The organism is Rhodococcus sp. Q1 (genome assembly GCF_004153645.1).
Lineage (GTDB): Bacteria > Actinomycetota > Actinomycetes > Mycobacteriales > Mycobacteriaceae > Rhodococcus > Rhodococcus gordoniae.
In genome coordinates, this window is the sequence record NZ_SDMJ01000003.1 from 559228 (window position 1) to 577047 (window position 17820).

At 67.7% G+C, this 17820-nt stretch carries 16 protein-coding genes; 4 read left to right on the plus strand and 12 right to left on the minus strand.

All coding sequences use genetic code 11. From position 1 onward, the window contains the following. The first annotated feature begins 98 nt into the window (after positions 1 to 98). A complete protein-coding gene (locus EQ874_RS11165; RefSeq protein ID WP_129976780.1) occupies positions 99 to 1565 on the plus strand; it encodes an FAD-dependent monooxygenase in 1467 nt (488 codons plus the stop codon). Between the two features lie 14 nt (positions 1566 to 1579). Here EQ874_RS11165 and EQ874_RS11170 read toward each other — a convergent pair whose 3' ends face one another. Beyond that, a complete protein-coding gene (locus EQ874_RS11170) occupies positions 1580 to 2497 on the minus strand; it encodes a LysR family transcriptional regulator (RefSeq protein WP_242496714.1) in 918 nt (305 codons plus the stop codon). 88 nt (positions 2498 to 2585) lie between these two features. Between EQ874_RS11170 and mqo the strand changes: the two genes are divergently transcribed. After that, complete coding sequence (gene mqo / locus EQ874_RS11175; protein ID WP_129976781.1) at positions 2586 to 4097, plus strand: malate dehydrogenase (quinone); 1512 nt, start codon at positions 2586 to 2588, stop codon at positions 4095 to 4097. 9 nt (positions 4098 to 4106) lie between these two features. Here the strand turns inward: mqo and EQ874_RS11180 are convergent, their stop codons facing one another. Then, positions 4107 to 5183, minus strand: a complete 1077-nt coding sequence (locus EQ874_RS11180) for an alkene reductase (protein WP_129976782.1) — start codon at positions 5181 to 5183, stop codon at positions 4107 to 4109. 60 nt (positions 5184 to 5243) lie between these two features. Next, positions 5244 to 6227, minus strand: a complete 984-nt coding sequence (locus EQ874_RS11185; protein WP_165369234.1) for a YafY family protein — start codon at positions 6225 to 6227, stop codon at positions 5244 to 5246. A gap of 100 nt (positions 6228 to 6327) precedes the next feature. On the opposite strand from EQ874_RS11185, the gene EQ874_RS11190 reads away from it, so the two are divergent. Then, positions 6328 to 6873, plus strand: a complete 546-nt coding sequence (locus EQ874_RS11190; RefSeq protein ID WP_129976784.1) for a DinB family protein — start codon at positions 6328 to 6330, stop codon at positions 6871 to 6873. 13 nt (positions 6874 to 6886) lie between these two features. Here the strand turns inward: EQ874_RS11190 and EQ874_RS11195 are convergent, their stop codons facing one another. Next, positions 6887 to 9547: a LuxR family transcriptional regulator gene (locus tag EQ874_RS11195; RefSeq protein WP_129976785.1), complete on the minus strand. Its 2661-nt coding sequence runs from the start codon at positions 9545 to 9547 to the stop codon at positions 6887 to 6889. Between the two features lie 167 nt (positions 9548 to 9714). Between EQ874_RS11195 and EQ874_RS11200 the strand changes: the two genes are divergently transcribed. After that, positions 9715 to 10350, plus strand: coding sequence for a hypothetical protein (locus tag EQ874_RS11200; RefSeq protein WP_129976786.1), 636 nt, complete (start codon positions 9715 to 9717; stop codon positions 10348 to 10350). A 4-nt stretch (positions 10351 to 10354) separates the two neighbouring features. On the opposite strand, the gene EQ874_RS11205 is transcribed toward EQ874_RS11200, so the two are convergent. The 8 genes from EQ874_RS11205 to EQ874_RS11240 form a co-directional block, all read right to left on the minus strand. Then, positions 10355 to 11812, minus strand: a complete 1458-nt coding sequence (locus EQ874_RS11205; protein ID WP_129976787.1) for an Hsp70 family protein — start codon at positions 11810 to 11812, stop codon at positions 10355 to 10357. A gap of 405 nt (positions 11813 to 12217) precedes the next feature. Further along, positions 12218 to 12421 (minus strand): zinc-ribbon domain-containing protein, encoded by a 204-nt coding sequence (locus EQ874_RS11210; RefSeq protein WP_064064072.1) that lies wholly within the window; start codon positions 12419 to 12421, stop codon positions 12218 to 12220. A 32-nt stretch (positions 12422 to 12453) separates the two neighbouring features. After that, positions 12454 to 13077, minus strand: a complete 624-nt coding sequence (locus EQ874_RS11215) for a maleylpyruvate isomerase N-terminal domain-containing protein (RefSeq protein ID WP_172506043.1) — start codon at positions 13075 to 13077, stop codon at positions 12454 to 12456. Between the two features lie 94 nt (positions 13078 to 13171). Next, complete coding sequence (gene gvpJ, locus EQ874_RS11220) at positions 13172 to 13546, minus strand: gas vesicle protein GvpJ (RefSeq protein WP_129976929.1); 375 nt, start codon at positions 13544 to 13546, stop codon at positions 13172 to 13174. A gap of 360 nt (positions 13547 to 13906) precedes the next feature. Then, a complete protein-coding gene (locus EQ874_RS11225) occupies positions 13907 to 14677 on the minus strand; it encodes a hypothetical protein (protein WP_129976788.1) in 771 nt (256 codons plus the stop codon). Positions 14678 to 14789: 112 nt separating this feature from the next. Beyond that, a complete protein-coding gene (locus EQ874_RS11230) occupies positions 14790 to 15374 on the minus strand; it encodes a PadR family transcriptional regulator (RefSeq protein WP_129976789.1) in 585 nt (194 codons plus the stop codon). Between the two features lie 19 nt (positions 15375 to 15393). Next, complete coding sequence (locus EQ874_RS11235) at positions 15394 to 16383, minus strand: nitronate monooxygenase family protein (protein ID WP_064065392.1); 990 nt, start codon at positions 16381 to 16383, stop codon at positions 15394 to 15396. Positions 16384 to 16641: 258 nt separating this feature from the next. Continuing rightward, positions 16642 to 17751 carry a helix-turn-helix transcriptional regulator gene (locus EQ874_RS11240; protein WP_129976790.1) on the minus strand — a complete coding sequence of 370 codons (1110 nt, stop codon included), beginning with the start codon at positions 17749 to 17751 and terminating at the stop codon, positions 16642 to 16644. Positions 17752 to 17820: the final 69 nt, after the last annotated feature.

A 17820-nucleotide genomic window follows, 5' to 3' on the forward strand; every position in this document is an offset into this window, starting at 1 on the left:
TCCCGTCCCGTTTCCACGGTATCGCGGAGGTGGGGGCTTGCCGCAACCCCCACCCCGGGGCTCATACTGCCCGTCCGATGTCGTGGAGAGGGGTGGACATGCACGAGGTAGCAGTGGTCGGTTGCGGGCCGACGGGAATGATGCTGGCGGGGGAGTTGCGCCTGGCCGGAGCGGACGTCGTCGTACTCGAACGTCGCACATCGCAGGAACTCGCAGGGTCACGGGGTGGCGGTATCCATGCCCGCACGATCGAACTGCTCGATCAACGAGGGATCGCCGAGCGCTTTCTCTCCGAGGGGCGAACGGTGAACACCGCGACCTTCGGGGGCACCCGGCTCGATGTGGGGCGCCTACCCACCCGCCACCCGTACACGCTGGCGTTGTTCCAGAACCACGTCGAACGGCTGTTACTGCAGTGGGTCGAGGAACTCGGAGTGCGGATCCGACGGGACTCGGAGGTCGTCGGCGTCGATGCGGACGAGGGGAGCGTCCACCTTCGGCTCACATCAGGGGAGTCGGTGCAGGCTCGGTACGTGGTGGGCGCCGACGGCGGTCGCAGTGTCGTGCGCCGCGAGGCCGGGATCGGACTCGAAGGGCCCGATGCGACACGGAGCAGCCTGATCGCCGAAGTGCGGGTCACCGAGGAACTCCCCACCGACGCCACGATCGATGAACGCGGCGTCCACGGGCTGTATCCGATGGGAGAGGGCCGCGCGCGGGTGGTGGTGACCGAGGCCGAGCTGGGCCCGGCCGCAGCGCCGACGCTGGACGACCTGCGACGAGAGTTGATCCACGTGTTCGGTACCGATTTCGGTGTGCACGCTCCCACCTGGCTTTCGCGATTCACCGACGCGACCAGGCAGGCGACGACCTATCGCGCCGGCCGGATCCTGCTCGCGGGCGACGCCGCACACGTGCATTCGCCCACCGGGGGACTCGGGATCGGCCTGGGCATCCAGGACGCCGTCAATCTCGGCTGGAAACTCGGGCGGGTCGTGCGAGGGACATCGGGGGACGAACTGCTCGACACCTATCACGCCGAACGGCACCCGGCCGGGGCGCGAGCGCTGAAGTTCACGATGGCGCAATCCTTGTTCCAGAAAGCCGATCCGCGTCAGGAGGCCCTGCGCGATCTGATCGACGAGATGCTCCGCGTCGACGACGCCGGATCGCCGATCGCAGCGTTGATCTCCGGTCTCGACGTCACTTACGACCTCGGCGAAGGTCATCCACTGGTGGGGCGGCGGATGCCGGATCTCGACATCGTCGTGGAGGAGGAGTCGGTGCGCGTGTTCGAACTCATGCACCAGGCCCATCCATTGATGCTGCAATTGGATGTTCCGCCAACAGATTTCGGGACCCTGCCCGAACACGTCGGCCACGTGCGAGCGCGCTACGACGGCGCATGGGAGTTGCCGGTCCTCGGTGGGGTGGATGCGCCGTCGGCTGTGCTCGTGCGCCCGGACGGGTATGTGGCATGGGTGGGGGAGGGCTCGACGGACGGACTGAGCGACGCGCTCGAACGGTGGTGCGGCGTTACAGACCGCGATCATCGGCACGAGTGACAGCTGAGCAATCCCTATGGATCGACCCGGCGATCATCGAATCTGTCGGCGTGTTCGGTGATATGGGCGTGCAGTCGCGCCGCTGCCGGTGAGGGCGTCCGTGTCCCGGTGGTCAATCCGACCGTGCGGTTCTCGATGCCGGTGACCGGGATCGTGGCGGTTCCGGTCACGGGCGTTTCCGAGCGAGGCAGGAGTGCGACCCCGAGGCCCTTCGCCACCAGTGCGCGGATCGTGTCGAACTCGCTGATCTCGAACGCGATGTGCGGCTCGAATCCGGCCTCGGTGCACGCAGTTTCGAGTTCCCTTCGGATGTGGTAGTCCGGTGGGCTCGCGATGAAGTGGTCGTCCGCGAGATCACACAGGTCGAGCCGGGCACGCGTGGCGAGTCGGTGGGTGCTCGGGAGGTGGAGCAACAGCTTCTGCTGGGCGAGCACGGTGACCGGTAGATCCTGCGGCGGAGGGATGATGACGGCGAGATCGAGCCGGCCGTCGCGGACCATCGCGGCGAGTGCTTCGCCGTGAGCCTGGACCAGGTGGAGCCGGATTCCGGGTGCGCGGTGGTGGAACTCGGCCAGCAGCGACGGGATGCTCACCGGTCCGAGGGTGAGTGGGAACCCGAAGCGGACGACGCCGCGGTCGGGATCGGCGTGCTCGCGCACGGTGGTGATCGCGCCGTCGAGTTCACGGATCAGATGTCGGATGCGTTCGTGCAACTCTCGTCCGGCCGTCGTCAAGACGACCCCGCGCCCGGACTGCTGGAACAGTGTCACGCCCAGTGTCTTCTCGAGTGCCCGGATACGGCGGCTGACCGAGGACTGGGGGACGTCGAGTAGATCTGCCGCCCGGGTGATGTGGCCTTCGCGTGCCGCGGCGTCGAAGGCAACGAGTAGCGGAGCCACGGCGGCGGTCTCGGTCGTCACATACCAATCCATATCTGCATGGTACTGACCGCGGAATCTCATTGGACGGATGAGTGGGGAAGGGCGCACGCTGATGATCGACAACGACGAAAGCAGGTGAATGACGGTGAGTCGGAGACACTCTGCCGAAGGAACACAGTACGACGACCCCGAGTACGACGCCGTCCTGATCGGTGCCGGCATCATGTCGGCGACATTGGGTGCACTGTTGGCACGGCTCGAACCCGATCGGTCGATTCTCGTCCTGGAACGACTCGATGAGGTCGCGATGGAAAGCAGTGCCCCGTGGAACAATGCCGGGACCGGACATGCCGGCCTGTGTGAGCTGAATTACATGCCCGATCCCACGGATTCGACCCGGGCCGAGGAGATCGGCCGACAGTTCCGGATTTCACGGCAGTTCTGGGACTCCCTAGACGAGCCGGACGACGCACCTGCGACGTTCGTGAACGCGACGCCGCACATGGATGTCGTCTTCGGCGAACGTGATGTGGACTACCTACGCCGGCGGTACGCCACGCTTCAGCGATCACCGTTGTTCTCGGCGATGGAGTACAGCGAGGACCCCGACACGATCGCCCGATGGGCGCCGCTGGTGATGGCCGGTCGCACCGGATCGGAACCGGTCGCCGCTACGCGCTACGAGGCGGGCACCGACGTCGACTTCGGCGCCCTGACACATCGACTGCTGTCGGACGCGCGCCGTCGTGGCGCCGAGATTCGTACCGGACACGAGGTCACACGACTGCGCCGCACCGCCGACGGGCGGTGGATGGTCTCGGGACGCACGAAGACGGGGCGGTTCTCGGTCCGGTCCCGGTTCGTGTTCGTCGGCGCCGGTGGGTATGCCCTGAAACTGCTGCAGAAGGCCCGGATCCCGGAGGTGCGAGGCTTCGCGGTCTTTCCCGTAGGGGCGCAGTTCCTGCGCACCGCCGATCCGGATGTGGTGTCGCGGCACGCAGCGAAGGTCTACAGCCAGGCCGACGTGGACGCCCCGCCGATGTCGGTGCCGCATCTCGACAAACGGATCGTCGACGGGCGCGAATGGCTCATGTTCGGTCCGTACGCCACGTTCAGCACACGGTTGCTCAAGCACGGCCGGCTCACCGATCTGTTCACCACTCTGCGCCCCCACAACCTCGCTCCATTGCTGGGGGTGGGGATACAGAATCTGCCGCTGGTGCGCTATCTCATCGGCCAACTGCTTGCGTCCCGCACACGGAAGTTTCGGCAGCTGCAGCGATTCTGCCCTGATGTGCGGGATTCCGAGTGGGAGTTGATCGACGCGGGGCAGCGGGCCCAGCTGGTCAAGCCCGATCGCCGCAGGATCGGTGTCCTGACTTTCGGTACCGAGGTCGTGACGAGCGCGGACGGCAGCATCGCCGGTCTGCTCGGCGCATCACCCGGCGCCTCGATCGCCCCGACGGCACTGATCGAGGTGCTGCGCACGTGCTTCCCGGACCACGTCGAGCGGTGGCGACCGATGCTCGAACGGATGATGCCCGACCTGCACCTGGACGCCGAGACGACCTCACGCGCCGAACCGGGTTTCGCCCGCGCTACAGCGGCGGCGAGAAACGGTTCGGCGCGCAAGGATTTCGAGGAGCGGTGAGTTCTCCGCTCAGACTGTCTGCAGGAACGGGTAGTCGGTGTACCCCTCGGCTCCGGACGCGTAGAACAGTTCGGGACGCGGCGGGTTCTCCGGCTGTCCGTCCCGCCACCGCTCGGCCAGGTCGGGATTGGCGAGCACCGCGCGACCGACCGCCACGGCGTCGGCGTGCGAATCCTCGATCAGCTGCACGGCTTCGTCACGGGTCGTCGGCGAACCGAATCCGCTGTTGGCGATCACTTTGCCGCCGAATCGGTTCCGCAGTTCCTGCACCAGATCTCCGGTCGGCTCCTTGTGCAGGACGGACAGATACGCCAAACCGAGGGGCTGCAGGGCGTCGACCAGAGCGCCGTAGACGGCGTGGACGTCGTCGCGGTCCGTCTCGACCGCGTCCTGGATGTTGTGTTCGGGGGAGATCCGCAGTCCGACGCGTCCGGCACCGACGGCGTCCGACACGGCCGTGACGACCTCGACGACCAGCCGGATCCGGTTCTCCACCGAACCGCCGTATTGATCGGCCCGCACGTTGGAGGCGGGAGAGAGGAATTCGTGCAACAGATAGCCGTTGGCACTGTGGACCTCGACGCCGTCGAGTCCGGCGTCGATCGCTCGGCGGGCCGATGCGACGAAGTCGTCGACGACGGAAGGGATCTCGTCGGTGGTCAGTGCGTGGGGCACGGGGTAGGGCTGCTTACCCTGTTCGGTGTGCACCTGGCCGTCGATCGCGAGGGCGCTCGGCGCGACGACGCGTCGACCACCGTTCACAGCGGGATGCGTGACGCGGCCGCCGTGCATCAACTGCACCACGATACGGCCGCCACGGTCGTGCACGGCCTCCGCCACGCGGCGCCAACCGGCGACCTGCTCGTCGGTGACGATTCCGGGCTGGCCGACGAAGGCCTGGGATTCGAAGTTCACATAGGTTCCCTCGGCGATGATCAGGCCGACACTCGCCCGCTGACGGTAGTGCTCGACGATCAGATCTCCGGGTACGCCGGCCGAACCACCACGCAGGCGGGTCAGCGGGGCCATGACGATACGGTTCGCGAGTTCGAGGTCTCCGAGAGCTACCGGTGTGAACAAGTCCATGGGTGGCGCAACCGCTCGCGTCCCGGCGACATTCCGATGCCGATCCGATTGTGAGGGGGGTCATACCGTGTCGGGAGATGGTGAATCCGGTCTCTCGGCACCTGCGAGCAGGCGATTCGACCACTCCGCGAGGTGCTCGACGAACGCCGGGGGAGATGCGCCGAGCAACCGGCCACCGGACATGCCCACGGCGAAGACCGCCCAGTCCAGGCTGTCGGCGTCCACCTCGATCCGGCACCGGTCGGCGTCGATCGCGATCACCTCGGCCCACTGGCCGATCCGTCGGCGCACCTCGTGCTCGGAGGCCGCCAGCTCGGCGCTGACCTTCACGTGGGAGCGCCCGCGGATTCCGGCTTCGACGAAGGCAGCGGCATTGCCGCCGGGCAGGTCGCGTTGGCGAAAGCGCATCCCGGTGGCGGCGGCCTCGGTCATCCGGTCGAGCCGGAAGCTGCGCCAGTCGCTGCGGTCGAGGTCGTACCCGACCAGATACCAGCGTCGCCCGAGAGACACGAGCTGGCGAGGTTCGACGCGTCGGCTCGTCGCGGTCCCGTCGGCCGCGGTGTAGTCGAACACGATGCGTTCGTCGTCGCGGCACGCGCGCGCGACGGTGACCAGTTGCTGCGAATCGGTCGCGCGTGTCGCCCACGGCGTGTCGGCGGAGACCGTCGCCGCGTCCAGTGCCTCGACCTGGCGCCGCAGTCGCGGCGGCATCACCTGGATGACCTTGGCGAGCGCGCGTACGGAGATCTCGGCGATCCCGGTGATCGAGGTCTGGGCCGCGGTGAGTAGACCGACAGCGAGCGCGACTGCTTCGTCGTCGTCGAGGGCCAGGGGAGGCAGCGACGCGCCCGGCGCGAGCTGATATCCGCCGCCGACTCCGCGATCCGACCGCACCGGGTAGCCGAGATCGCGGAGCCGCTCGATATCGCGGCGCAGGGTGCGCAGCGAGACGCCCATCCGCTCGGCGAGGTCGGCGCCGAGCCAGTAGCGGTGGGTCTGCAGCAGCGACAGAAGTCGCAGCGTGCGGGAGCTCGTGTCGGACATGGTCGCATTCTTCCGCACCTTCGGAGCAATAAGTGACAGGAACTGGCACCAATAGCTCGTAGCGTAGTTCTCACCGAACCACGACGACGAGGAGCACCCGATGACCGAGACCACCACCGAGAACGTCACGCCGAGGCTCGACCAGGAACGCCGCGATGTGTTGTCGAGCCTGGCCCACGCGCGGCATTTCCTGCGGTTCACTGCCCGCGATCTCACAACCGATCAGGCGTCCCAACGAACCACTGTGAGCGCCTTGACGATCGGTGGCCTCATCAAGCACGTCACCGAGGTCGAGAGAGGATGGGCGGATTTCCTTGTGGTCGGCGCCGACTACATCGAGAAGGATTTCACCGAGTGGACCGAGGAAGATTTCGCCGAGCGCGAGAAGGACTTCCAGCTGCAGCCGGGGGAGACCCTCGAAGGAGCGCTGCGCGCCTACGACGAGGTGGCGGCGAGGACGGACGAGCTGGTGCGGACACTGCCGTCGCTGGACGTGATCCATGAACTTCCGAAGGCGCCGTGGAACATCGAGGAGACATGGTCGGTGCGCCGCGCGTTGCTGCACATCGTCGCGGAGACGACACAGCACGCCGGTCATGCCGACATCATCCGTGAATCCCTCGACGGCGCGAAATCGATGGGATGAGCCGGTCGTCGCGCTAGCGCCGGCCGGTGTCCCGCATCAACTCGGCGAGTTCGGTGCGGTCGGACACGTCGAGTTTGGTGCACGCCCGGTAGATGTGGCCCTCGACGGTGCGAACGGACACCACGAGACGGTCGGCGATCTGCCGGTTCGACAGTCCGGCGGTGACCATGGCGGCGATCTCCCGTTCCCGGCTGGTCAGGGGGAGCGGGCGGGCCGCTTCGTCCAGTGCCGGCGACGTGGCGTGGTCGCATCGCACGGCCAGCGCCGCGGCTGTGGCCGCGGACTCGATCGACCGCCGGGTGTCTCCCCGATCGCGGTAGGCGAGGGCGGCCCGAGCATGGGCGTCGGCCGCGTCGGCGAGCGCGCCGAGTGCCTCGAAGTCGATCGCCGCTGCGGACAGTCCCCGGCCGTCGCCGTCCGCGGCCGCGGACGCATGGGCGGCGATGACCGCGACGAAGCGCCCGTCGCACTGTTCGGCCAGAACCGAGAGCCGTTCTGCTGTCGTGTGGTCCCCGAACCGAGTGGCGGCGTGCAGGGCGACGGCCTCGATGCCGAACTGATCGTTCCGGGCCGCGGTCTCCGCCGCGGTTCGGGCGAGGCCGACCGCGTTCGTGGTCTCGCCGCGCGCCGCGGCGAGCCATGCCTCCGCGATCCGGAGTTGCGGTTCGAAGACGGCGACGTGCCGTCCGCTCCGCGATGTGGCCTGTGCCAGCGCGTCGTCCGCGTCGTTGACACGACCGAGTACGGCATAGCCCTGTGTGAGGGCGATGTACGCCGGCACGTTCCAGGAGACGGCGGCGGCGCGGTCGTCCACCTGGAGCGCGGCGACGGCCTGCTCGAGACGGTGCACGGCGTGGACGAACCTCCCTCGCGTCGTGTCGACGACGCCGCGCAGGATGTTCGCCAGGCCCCAGGCGAGATACTGCCCTGTCGACGTGACGGTTCCGCGGGCGTCGGCGGGACCGCGCATCGCGCTGTGCCGGTAGGTCTCGGCCCGCCGCTCGGCCTCGTCGAGATTCCCGGTGAGGAGCAACGCGAGGACCTCACCCAGACCGGCGGGATAGCGCAGCAGACCGTCGACCTGATGGGCGATCGCTGCACAGCGCGCCGCCATCGCGGGGACCTCGTGACCGCGTCCCATCACCGCGAGCGCCAGACCGCCGCCGAAGAAGGCCCACTCGATCGCCCAGGGGAGTGCAGGTTCGGTGGCGAGGGTGCGATGCGCCAGGGTGAGCGCGTCGTGTGGGCGGCCCTCGTACACCGCACACCCGCAGTCGATCGCGTCGATCACCGGACGGAGGTGCGGGCGGGTGACCAGTTCGCGGAGGGTGGCGAGCACCTGCTGGGCCTCCGCGGCGTTGCCCATTCCCCAGAACAGATTGGAGATGCGTGTCGTGCCCCACCGCACGAGTTCGCTCTCGTCGAGGGTGCGGGGGTCGAACGACGCGAGCACGGACTCGGCCTCGCTGATCCCACCCATCCACACCAGGGCGCGGGCGAGCAGATCGGCCGCCGAGAACGTCCCCGTGGCATCGAATGCCGCGCGGGCGAGCCGTTCGGCCAGTGGAGCGTCGCCCAGGGCGATCGCGTCGTGGGCCGCGGTCTCGAGCAGTTCGGTGCCGACGGATCGGTTGCTGTCCAGGGAGAGCTCGGCCAGACGGATCCGGTCGGCCGGCCCCCGTTGGACACGCGAGCCCAGGGCCTCGACGAGCTGACCGCGGATCCTGCGACCTGCGACCCGGCCCACGCGGCGACGTACCACCTCGCCGAAGAGCGGATGGGTGTAGCGCACGCGGTAATTGCGGCCGTCGTCGACGACGTCGATCAATCCGCGTCGTTCTGCTTCCTCGACCGCCTCGTCACCGGCGAGACCGCAGAGGATCTCGAGGTCGAGCGGTTCGCAGAACGCCAGCAGTTGCAGCGCCTGCAGCACCTCCGACGTGAGGTGATCGATGCGATGTTCGAGGAGCGAGGCCAGCTCCGAGGTGACAGCCGTGCCGCCACGGAGCTGCCACACGTTCCCGGCGCGGCGGAGCGTGCCTGCTTCACGGGTTCCGATCACGAGGTGGTGGACGAACAGGGCGTTGCCGCCGGACGCTTTCCAGATCAGGTCGGCGCTCAGCTCCTCCAACGGGCCGCCGAGCACGGTTTCGACGAGGTCGATGCACTGCTGCCGGGTGAACGGTGACAGCTCCACTCTGATGAGATGACCGTCCTTCCACAGTGATGTGACGGCGTCGGGCACGGATTCGCCGTGGCGCACCGTGGCCACGGTGTGGACGGCCCGATCGAGTGCAAGCTGATGGAGGAAGGTGGCCGACAGCGGATCGAGCAGGTGGGCGTCGTCGACACCGAGGACCAGGCGTGCGTGACCGGAGCCGTGCTCGTGCAGCAATGCCTGTCGGGCGGCGGCGAGGAACGCGACGGGGTCGCGAGTCGGGGGAGCTTCGACGAGGTGCGCGAAGGCACCCAGCGGGATGCTGCGAGCGGATTCTGTTCCCGCGATCCAGCGCACCGGGGCGGCCAGCGAGTCGGTGGCCATGCGGGCCAGGGTGGTCTTGCCGACGCCGGGATCTCCGGTGAGGACCACACCGCCTCGGTCGGGGTCCGTCAGGGCCGCGACAATGATGTCCAGTTCCCCCCGCCGCTGAATCAGTGGCCAGCGCTGATCCATGCACTCGATCGTAGATGTGCAGAGTGCGGATATCTCCGGGATGGAGATTTCGGCTCCGGCATGCGGCCCTGTTTCGAGTACTCCACTACGCGCGACTCCTGCATGTTCGGTGACGACGATGGAGTCGTCGAAGTGAACCGAACGGGCGGCGGCCGAAGGAGCTGGTGATGACAACGACATCGTCGGAGCCGTTCTTCAGCTGGACGTCGAGACGGATCGATCTGAGCGCGGCAGAGGATGCGCGCTCGATGGTTCCGGAGCTCGACGAGTCGCTGCGCTGTGGCTCCCGAAAGGCCCGATTGCTGGCGATCCACGATGAGGAGGGCGAGACCGAATACGTCGCGTTGCTGGTAGGAGATGTTTCGGGGCGGAGTGACGTCACTGTTCGCGAAGTCGACGAAGAACGCTTGCTGGTCGAAGCGAGCCGTCCGTCCACCGAACCCGAGATCCTGTTGGGCGTGGCCTCTACACCCGGTGCCGGGTATCTCGACGCACATCACGTCGACCGCGAGGTCTTCGTGGAGGGACCGGTGCGGTCGCTGATCATCCGGAGCGGGGCACGCTCGGTGGTGGTCGAGTGGGACCACGGCGAAGGCAGGTACTCGGCACCGCAGAAACAGTGCGTGGTGCGCGATGCGGCGCCGACGGTTTCCGCTCACCCCGAACCCGCGACGAAGCGGGAGACGACCCGGTCCCGTGGAGCACGGACGTTCCCGGGTCCTCGTGTGGCCCGGTGGTGGCAGCGACTGTTGTCACATCCGGGATCGGCGAATCCCGAGCGGACCCCGGTGGTCTGCGGCTGACGACTCAGAGCCCGGGAATCCGGGGCAGTTCCGGGAGCGGCAGCTGCGGCGGGAGTGTCGGTAGCTCGAAGCGGGGGAGCCCTGGGACGAGTGGAGCAGGTTCGGGTTCGGGAGACGGCACCGAGGTGTCGACCGCCGCGTCCTGCTGCGTCCCGGTGGAGATGGGCGCCTGTGTGGAGGTCTGCGTTTGCGGCTGGTAGGTGGTGCGGGGCTCGTTCCGATCCGCAACCGCCGACTGCTCGTCCACCGTGGGAGTGGCCTCCGACGAGGTGCCGGCGTCCGTGGTTGTCGTGGGACGTGGCTCCGGTGCAGGCTGCGCCGGTGGCACCTGCATCTCCTGTTGCGTCGCGGTCGGTTGGGGATCGCGGCCGGATCCCTGCAGCAGTTCGACGCCCAGACCGATCGCTGCCGCGACGACGACGGCCCCACCGGCGAGCAGGAGGCGTCGCCGTTTCCGCGGTTGCGCGGTCGCCTCGGGCTCCTGCCGGAGGTGGGCTGCGGCGAAACCCTCGGTCGGCGCGTGCGACGCGATCAGCTGCGGGGCGAACTGGGCGGTCTCGGTCACCTCCGTCGGCGCGGCGAACTCCGCCGTCTCGCTGGGCTTCGCGGTGTCCGGGCGGGCGAGGAGCGCCGCGCCTTCCGCTGCGACGAGTTCGGGTTGCGGGGGCACGATGACCGGCATGTCGAGCCACGACTCCATCACGGCAGTGACCAGCGGAATGTTCGCTCCGCCCCCGATGAGCACCGCAGCGTCGGGAGTGCGTCCCGAGCGCCGGATGACGTCGAGGGCGAGGCCGGCCGAGGCCTTCACTGGTCCGTCGATGAGAGAATCGAAACTGTCCTGCGAGAGCAGCAACAGACCACCCTCACCGGGCATGCACACCGCGTCCTTCGACGACAACTGCTCCTTCGCGTCGCGGCACCGGGCGGTGAGCGCCCGGTGGGCCGCCATGTCGGCCGGCTCGGCGAAACGCTGCAGCTCGACGTGGTGATCGTAGATCAGGCGGTCGACGAGGTCGCCGCTGATCCGGTTCGAGCGCGCCGTACTCAATGCGATACGGGTGCCTCGGTCGACGACCGTGACGGTGAGGCCCGAGCTGCCGAGGTCGTAGAAGACGAGCGTGTTGTGATCGCCGAGATCGCCGGTGGTTTCGAGCATTTCGAGCGCGGCTGTCACCTCCGGCACGAGTCGGAAGTTGTCGAAGTCCAGTCTGCTCATCGCGCCCTGGACGAAATCGGCCTGCGTCTCGTTCTGGTAGGCGACGCCGATGGCCCGCACCTGTTCGATCTCGTCGGTCTCGGCGAGCATCGTTTCGATGGACTCCGCGGCCAGCTCGGCCGGCCGGTCGAGTAGGGCGGGCATCGCGCGGGAGCGGAAGATCGGACTGTCGACACTCCCGGTGTCACGTCGCGCAAAGCGCACCGCGCTGGCACCGACCGAGACACCGAGAACTGTAGTCATGACGCCGACTATAACGGTTCGGTCACGGTGTGCCTCGCCGAGGCGTTCGGTGCCGACGTCGGCACGCGTCTCCGGGTCGCTGGGGAGAGAGCTCCTCGCGACGAGCCACATGCTGTCGTCGGTATCGAAATCCCTCTTGTGCAGCCGACTTCGCGATTGCGGGCCGAGCTGTCCGCGCGTGGCGGTCCCACCGGAATTCGAGGAGGTTCGCGATCGTCGATGCCACCGAGCAGCTGGGGACCGACCGCGCGGTACGCGCCGTGGTGCTCCACCGGGCGGGCAGAGCTTCTGTTCCGGCGGCGCATACTGCGGGTCGAGCTGACGGGATCGCCCGATCGGATCGAGGCCGGCTCCGCGGGCATGGCCGAGCGGCCGTCCACCTTCGCCGATCCCGACCGATCGCCCTCAGATCTCCACCGCGGTACCGCAGATCCCGCACTGCTCCAGCTGCCGCCGGCTCCAGCGCGCAATCGGTACGAAGAACAACGTGAACTGCTTGAACTCCCGCATGCGGGCCCACTGCGTGGTGTTGTGGCAGCGCGGACACGTCCGGTTCTGCCCCTGACCGAGGTTCTGCCGCTTGGTGCCGAAGCCGAAGAGAAGGAACATCGTCCGAGCATAGAGCGACGACGTGTGGTCCCTCAGCGCATGACCGGCAGGATCGCCGGATCAGACCGTCCCGACGCTGCCTCGACGAACGTGAGCGGATCGGGTACCGCGGCGAGGATGTCGCGCGTCCGTTCGAGTGCCATCGACTCCGGCGGTGGTCCTCCGACCGCATCGGCCACGTCGAGCCAGTGGATCGTGGTCTCCAGGATCGCTACGTCGATGAAGGCGCCGAGCGCGACCGAGTCCAGAAAGGGATGCGGGATGACGGTGGCACGATTCAATCCCGTGAGCCGCTCGAAGGCGGCGGGAAACTCGGATACGAAGCGCGTCGCCATGGTCGCGCGATCGGCATCGACCGCCAGTTGCCGGACCATCTCGGCCATCTGCCCGTGCCGCAATTCGGCCACGGTCGGATCGGCATTGAAGACCCGGAGCATTTCGGCCGCGCTGGTGACCTTCGCGGCACCGTCCGCTGTGGGGGTGGCGAGCATGTCGATCATCACGGACGGAGTGATGTGCACGTAGAGGTCGCGAACCGTCCAACCGGGTAGTCGGGTGTCGGTCGTCCACTGCTGGTCGGACAGGTCGGCGGCGCGTGAGCCCCACATGCGCCACAGACGGATCATCAGCGCCCGGTCCCGTTCGAAATCCGCCACTGCCACCCCTCGGTCGACGTGCTGCGGTTCCGACGGTATCGCCCATCCGTGCTCTTCGCCGTACGTTCGCCACCGGAAAACGACGGTCGATCCGCTACCGCCGCTTCCGTTTGCTTCGCGGAGCTTCCTGCCGCTTCTCCGACACATCGTCGAGAAATCCCCGCACCTTCTCGGCAGCGGAGTCCAGGGCGCTGTGGGTCTTGTGCTCGGCGGCGCTCTCCACGGCCTTGCCGCCGATATCACCGACGATCTCGGGCACACCCTTCGGCTGGGTCTGTGAGATCTCCAGCCTGTCGACGGCCTGCGCGAACCGCAGGTAGGTGTCCACGCTGGCGACCACGATGCGGGCATCGATGGTCACGATCTCGATGCCGACGAGGGACACCCGCACGAACGCGTCGATCACGAGACCCTTGTCGAGAATGGTGTCGATGACGTCTGCCAGCCCGGACGAGTTCGGCCGCGCCATCGTGCCGCCACCCCCGCCTCGGGAAGGTTCGATCGATGTCATGGTGCTGCTCCTCGTACCGTACGGTCACCGCTGCGCCCTTCCGTCGCGGCGGAAGGGCGTCCGGGTGATCGCGTGAACAGAACTGGCGCACAGCGATTCCGGATCCTCAGTACGGATCCGGGCGAGGAACGTGAAGTCTCCTGGCGACACGGGCGTCACTCCTCCATCATGACGCCTTCCCGGCAGCGCGACCAGCATGTCGAGGGCACGAACGCGAGGTGGTGTGCTCCTCGGCGCCGTGGCGTTGCCGCCGATCAGACTCGGAAGACGACCTCGACGGCGTGATTCGCGCGGCCTCGCGTCCACAACCGAGCGGTGTCAGAACAAGCGCGGCGTCGCGTGCGACCCGTCCCGGGCTTCACAGATCCGGGCGTGCCAGCGGTCGACGAGCCACATCTCCACCATCTCCGGACGCGTGGTGATCAACGACGCCCACATGTCGAGTAGTTCGACGTACCGGTGGTAGCGCCGCAAGGTGAAGTCGGCGACCGAGGGATCCTCGAGCCACCCTTCGTGGATGAGCGTCGACACCGCGTGCTGATCGAGAAGTTGCGCCGGCCCTGCCTCGGTCCGGACCTCGACCGCCCACAGATAGGTCGCCAGTAGCGGCACGCCGACCCCGGGGGTATCCGGCCATCCGGACCAGGTCTGCCGAGCAGTCTCGGGCAGCGACTTGGTCTTCGCGCAGTAGTCGAGGACTCCCTTGATCTTGGCGAACCTGTCCCGGTCCTTCGGGGCGTGTGCGTCGCGGACATCGGGAAAGCGTCTGGCGCCGCGTCGTCTCGGGTGTGCACTACGCCAGGCCGCGCACAGGAACAGCACACCCAGTCCGGCGTGGTCTGCATCGATCAGTTCGCTGCCCGAACGGAGGTCGTTGCGCTGGACGATCGCGTCACCGTCATCGATGATCCGTCCGTCGAGATTCCGGCCGCGGAGGCGGATCTCGTGCCCGGCACGCTCGAGATGGCCGTTCCACCACTTCAGGTCGACGGTGACGCCCTCGTCGAGTACCTGCAGGTCGAACGAGCGCGCCCGGCACCACTCCGAACACGCTTGCGGAGGCTCGAACCCCTGGTCGTACGGATGCATTCTGTCGACCTTGCCACGAACGGTGGGCGACTCCGGGGCAGGACACGCGCGTGGGACACCTGTGGCCCCCTGGTGACAGCACTTCTGAGCTCACCGCCTACCGTAGATCGGCCTACGGCAGTGTTCCGCTCCGGTCGTCCGAAGTATCCGGTGCCGTGTCGAGTCGGTGGATCGTATCGAGCGTCTCGTCCAGCCAGGCCAGCCAGGTCTCCTCCAGGACGATGCCGAGGCGCAGCACGCGGTGTTGCAGGGTACGCCGCGCGTCGCCCCGAAGTTCGGCGAAGTCGCGTTGCTCGATGGCTCGATACTGCTCGAGCATCGCCGTCCGATACGCGCGGTGATGTTCCAATGCCGGACGCGCGGAGCCGGGATCGGCGAGGGCCGCGGCGGCGCGCAGACGGACGGAGATGCCGGACCGAACTACGTCCGGATCCTCGATCTCGGCGATCCAGCCGCGCAGCAGCCGTCGGCCGTCGGGTGTGATGGTGAAACGCCGGGGCTGTCCTCGGCCGGGTTTGCCGTCCGCAGGGACCTCGCGGATCAGGTCGGCGGTGCGCATCCGGTCCAGTTCGCGGTAGATCTGCTGGTGGGTCGCCGGCCAGAAGTAACCGATCGACCGGTCGAAGCGTCGAGCGAGTTCCAGTCCGGTGCTGTCGCGCTCGACCAGTGCGGTGAGGATGGCGAACCTGAGTGACATCGGGTCAGCCTAGGTCACGTTATCCGGCGTCGATCATGACGACTCGGCGTCGTTCGAGGGACCCCCACGCCTGCTCGTACTCGTCCCGGAGCCGTTGGACGAGTTCGCGGACGGTGACGACGGACTCGATCGCGCCGAGGCCCTGGCCGGCTCCCCAGATGTCGCGCCAGGCCTTGGCGTCGGTGCCGCCGCCGGAGCCGAAGTTCATGGCGGACGGATCGGATTCGGGGAGGTCGTCGGGGTCGAGGCCGGCGGCGACGATACTGCCCCGCAGGTAGTTGCCGTGCACCCCGGTGAACAGGTTGCTGTAGACGATGTCCTTGGCGGTGCTGTCGACGATCATATTCTTGTAATCGGCGGCATTGCGGGCTTCCTCGGTGGCGAGAAAGGCGGTGCCGGCGTACGCGAGGTCGGCGCCAGCGGCCTGGGCGGCGAGGATGGAGCGGCCGTGCGCGATGGATCCCGACAGCAGCAGTGGGCCGTCGAACCACCGGCGGATCTCCTGGAGCAAGGCGAACGGTGATTGCACGCCGGCATGTCCTCCTGCTCCCGCGGCGACGGCGACGATTCCGTCCGCACCCTTGTCGATCGCCTTACGAGCGAATTCGTTGGAGATCACATCGTGGAGAACGATGCCTCCATAGGAATGGACGGCCTCGTTGACCTCTTCTCGCGCCCCCAAGGAGGTGATCACGATCGGCACCCGGTGCTCGACGATGACTTCGAGGTCCTGCTCGAGCCGCTCGTTGGAGCGGTGCACGATCTGGTTGACGGCGAACGGCGCGACGTACTGCTCGGGGTGGCGTGCGGCATAGTCGGCGTTGCTCTCGGTGATCTGGTGCAACCAGTCGACGAGCATCGACTGGGGGCGGGCATTGAGCGCCGGGAACGACCCGATGACACCGGCCTGGCATTGGGCGGACACCAGTTCCGGCCCCGACGCGATGAACATCGGGGAAGCGATCAGGGGCACGCTCAGCGGGCCGGACAGGATCGGTGGCAGCGTCATGGTGTGGCTCCTTCTTGTCTCCGGACGGTCCCTTCGACGGCAGCCTATGTGCAACAAGGTGCAAAAAACAATGGGGCGACTTCGATCGGATCGGGGCCGGCATGTTTCGGCTGATACATGCTGTATGCACTCGTGTGCATCAGGACGGTGCGTCGTTCGGGTCGACGAATCTCTACGACGATGTCCAGACGCACGGGGAGGCCGGGCATCGTGCCGGCAACGTCGAGGACACGGACATCCAACCCCGAACCCCGGCGTTCACGGGTTCCGACGCGCCCCCCGAACCGATTTCCGTGGCGCTGCGCCGGCCCGGGACGACAGCGACGACCGTGGCATCTGCCGGCCGGCCAACCGAGCGGCGAGTTCCGCGCGGCTACTCGATCCTGTCTTCGCATAGACGGACTTGAAGTGATCGTGCACCGTGTTCGTCGTGATGCCCCGGTGCCGAGCGATCTCGGCGGTGGACAGCCCGTTCAGCACGTCGGTGCACACCTCACACTCGCGATCGGTCAGCGCGTACGCGGCGAACAGCACCTCTGTGAGGTCACTGGCCGCAGCGGGTTCGATGGTGACCGCGGTGCGGGACTCGTCGCCGTCGGCGCTCAACGGCGCCGCACGGACGACGATCCAGCCTCCGCCCTCGTTGCGGACACGCGCCCGGAACACCCCGGTCGAACTCGCCCGTGCTCCGAACGTTGCCGCCCGCAACAGCAATGCCGGTCGCACAGGACCGGCGAGTCGTTCCTCCCAGGCCCGCGCCGCGACGGTCGACGCGACCGGTTCGCCCACAGGGTCCGTCACGATCACCGCCGGACCGGGATCGGCTCCGGGGCGTGCCTGCAGGGAGTGGACGGCGGCCGCCCGTGTCGCGACCGCCACCGCCGGCGCGATCATCGTCAGGAACTCCAGTTCGCGATCCGTGAAGTCCGGACCCGATCGGACGAAACCGGCTGATCCCCAACCTAATCCGTCAGCCGTGAAGACGACACGCACCTCGCAGTCGAGTCCGAGCGGGCGCCATACCGCAGCGTGCCGGAGGCTGTGGGCGACTTCGGTCGACGGTAGATCCGAGGCCCGCACCACCGTTCGTCCACTGCGGACGATGTCTGCGAACGTCGCGGGATCGTGTCCACCGCATTCCGATTCGGCGAGTAGTGGCTCGTATTCGGAAGGAATGCGGTTGCGTCCACTGGTCATCGAACCGAACGCCAGGGTCAGGGGATCGAACAGCGCCCAGCACGTCAGGTCGCTGCGCACGATGCGATCGACCAGTTCGATGGCACGTTCGTGCAGTTCGGTGGCACCCGCGCCGGTGCCCGCGAACTCCAGGATCTCACGGCGGACCCGCTCTGCCCGCACTTCGAGCATGAGCCCAGTATGCGCCGGCCCCAACCGCCGGAGCATCCCCGGTTTCGGGGATGGTTCGGCCACTGACGG